The sequence below is a fragment of the Pseudomonas sp. GM49 genome (assembly GCF_000282355.1).
GTDB lineage: Bacteria > Pseudomonadota > Gammaproteobacteria > Pseudomonadales > Pseudomonadaceae > Aquipseudomonas.
Genome location: NZ_AKJL01000287.1, coordinates 1 through 3,509 on the forward strand (window position 1 = coordinate 1; position 3,509 = coordinate 3,509).

Genomic DNA, 3,509 nt, shown 5'->3' on the forward strand with positions numbered 1-3,509 from the left:
GTTGTTGCCCAGGCCACCGATCAGCCAGTCATCGCCGCCCCCGCCATTGAGGATGTCGTTGCCCAGGCCACCGTTGATCACGTTGCTGTTGTTGTCACCGGCCAGGGTGTCGTTGAAGTTCGAACCGGTGAGGTTTTCGATACCGGTCAGGGTGTCCGTGCCCGCCCCCAGGGTGTTCTGCGCAGTGAGCAGGCTGAGGTCGACCGTCACCCCGGTGGTGGCGTGGGCGTAACTGGCCGTGTCGATGCCCGTGCCGCCATCGAGGATGTCATTGCCCGGGCCGCTGAAGAGCAAATCATTGCCGGCACCGCCATGCAGCTCGTTGTTGCCAGAGCCGGCGGTGAGCACATCGTTGCCGTCGCCGGCATTGATGATGTTGTTGCCGGTGCCCGCCACCAGGACATCATCCCCGCTGGTGCCGGTGAGGGTGTGGCCATCCTGATAGCTGATGGTCAGGTAGGCCGAGTCGCTGCCGCCATGGTTGTCGTTGGCGGTGTAGGTACCGTGGTAGTCCGGGGTGACATCGTGCGCCCCGGCGTAGTTGACGGTCATGGTCAGTTGATAGTTTTCCGCCGCATTCGCATTGCCGCCACTGGTGTTCGTGATGTTGGTCATGTGGATCTGGTAAGTGCCATCCGCGCTTGCGGTGATGGTGCCGCCATCGGCGATGCTTACGAACGCCCCACCATTGAGCGAATACTCCATCGTGACGTGCCCGGCTGCCAGGTTGTGATCCAGGTTGAGCGTCTCACCCTGTTTCAGCTTGACCGTGATGAGGTCTTCATTGTTGCCATCGGAGCTGTTCGCTTTGTCGAGATAGCCACTGATCACCAGCAGCGCCGTCATGGTCGCTGCGTTGGCCGCAAAGGCATTGCGCACGTCTGCCAGACTCTGGTTGGCGGGGGTGCTGTTGGTGCCGGCGAAGCTGATCGCACCGGTGCCGGTAAAGTCCGCGCCCTTCGCTATCCAGCCGGTGTTGAACGAGGTTGGTGCCGCCGAGAGTTGATCGCCGTTGGCGTCGGTGTCATTGGCCAGCAACAGTTCACCCGGCACCACGACGGTGCCCGAGAGCACGTTGGTGATGACGTGGTCATCGGTGGCCACTGGCGGTGAGTTGGGGATCACTTTCACGGTCAGCGTCGAACTGGCCAGGTCGCCGTCGTTATCGCTGGCGGTGAATGCGATGTTTTCGGTGATCAACACCGACGTGGTTTTCTGCGAAATGTAGGCGTACTCACCGGTGTCGAGATTGATCTGCAAGGTACCGCTGTTGTTGGTGGCAATGCTCAACGTGTTGTCCACGGTGTTGAACGTGCCGTGGTTGAGCCCGCCGCTGAAGTTCAGCGAGCCCTGGTTACTGTTGCCGCTCGGATCGTAGGTGTACGTGGTGCCGTCCACCGTGATGGTTTTGATAAAGCCGCCATCGGCGCCGAAGGTACCGCCCTCGCCTAGCAGCGAACCGGTCACCGGTGCGCCGATCACAGTGCCGGACAGCACCGAGTTGAGCTGGTTGAGGTCGGTCACCACCACCGAATTGGTGTCGGTGTGACTGCTGCCGTCATAGGCCAGTGGATTGAGGTTGGCGTTGCTCACGCCGCTGCCCAGGCCGATCGCGTAGTTCTTGATGTTGTTGGCATCGAGGAAGGCTTTCAGCGCGGTCTCGTCGGCAGTGCCGATTTCCTGGCCGGCAGTGGGCTTGCCGTCGGAGAAGAAGTAACCGACGTTTTGCGCGCCGACCAATTTGCCCGAGGTATTGAACGCGGTCTGCATGGTCGCCACGGCCGCGTCGTAGTTGGTGCCGCCGTTTGCGGTGAGGCCGGCCAGCAGTGTCTTGGCGGTCGCAACATCGACCCACACCGAAGTCCTGTCGGTGGCGCTGCTGCTGAAAGTGACGAGTTGCACTTTCACATCGCCGAGGTCGTCGTATTTATCCAGCAAGGCACTGATGGCCTGTTTGGCCAGTTCCAGCCGCGACAGGCCCGACACGCCGGAAGGGTCGGCCATGCTGCCGGAGATGTCGAGCACGATCAGCAGGTTGGAATCGATCTCCACTGCCGCCACCGAGCGATCCGTTGCCACCGCCTTGGGCACGTCATCGACAATGTTGACCACGATGGTGCTGGTGCTGCTGTTGCCCAGCGCATCGGTGGCTTTGTAGGTGAAGCTTTCACTCAGGCTGTTCGGTCCGTCGTTGGCATTCGGCGAGGTTTTCGGCGCCGAGGTCAGGGTGTAGGTGTAGCTACCGTCGGGGTTGAGCAGGATTTGCCCGTAAGTACCGGTGGCACTGCCGACCAGGGTGTAGGTGAGCGCACCGCTGGCACCCGAGACCGAACCGACCAGGGTGCCGGACGCGGTTTCGCCAGTGTTGCCCGGGTCGCTGCCGGTGACCGTACCGGCGGCCAGGTCCTGCCCGTCCTTGCTCAGATCGAGGGCTTTTTCGTAGACCGTCACATCGCTATCGGGGTTGGCCTTGATGTTGCTGTTGGCCACATCGATGGTGATGGTGGTGGTGCTTTCATCGCCATCGGAATCACGCACGGTATAGGTAAACGTATCGGTGGCCCCCGGTTCGCCGACCGAGTTCTGGTTGCTGTGATACACCGCGTTGCCGTTGGCATCGAGGGTCAGGTAGCCATAGGTGCCATTGATCTGGTTGCCCAACCCGCCAATGGCCGACGTCGAGGTATTGTTACCGGCGCGCACGCCGACCACCGTCGCCGGACCATCGGCACCGCTGATGTCGTTGCCCAGCACACTGATGTTGACGGTGCCGCCCTCCACTACCGACGACGAGTCAGGTTTGGCGCTCGGCAAGTCATCGACGATGTTGACATTGATCTGCCCGGTCGCACTGTCGCCATCGGTATCGGTGGCTACGACGTTGAAGTTCTCGGTCAGGCTGTTGGCGCCGTTGGCCGTCGGATGGGCTTCGTTATCGTTAAGGGTGTAGCTGTAGCTGACGACCCCGGTCGCGGCGTTGAACCCGGTGACGGTCAGGGTGCTGCCCAGCGGCGTGGTGATCGATTGCGGGAAGCCGGCGGCCACGCCAGCCGTGACCACGGCGATACCGCCGACGGTCAGGGTTTGCAGGCCATCCAGCGCGGTCACGGTGAACGTCCCGCTTTGAGTCAGGGCCGGTGCGTCGGGGTTGCTGCCGTCGCTGAGGTGTTTTTCGTAGACGGTCAGCTCACCGCCATACACGTTGAGGCCGTTGAGGGTCACCGGATTGTCGTTGTTGTGGATCTGCAGCTTCAGGTAGGCGGTGCTGCTGTCGCCATCGGTGTCCGTCAGCGTATAGGTGAAGGTTTCCGTACCGTCGCCACCGCCGTGCAACGCCTTGAAATCGGCATCGCTGGTGTTGAGGGTGTAGGTGTAAGTGCCGTTGGCATTCAGCACCAGGGTGCCGTACGTCCCGGTGAAGGTACCGGGGGTGATCGGCCCGCTGTTTTCACCGATCGCTACCCTGTCGGCGCCTTGCACGTCGTTGCTCAGTACGTTGCCGTTGAGGG

Annotated in this window: 1 protein-coding gene; it reads right to left on the reverse strand. The window is 61.8% G+C overall.

Annotated features, from left to right (window positions below; all coding sequences use genetic code 11):
- A partial coding sequence (locus PMI29_RS03990; RefSeq protein ID WP_008002981.1) for a beta strand repeat-containing protein occupies positions 1-3,509 on the reverse strand: 3,509 nt, incomplete at both ends.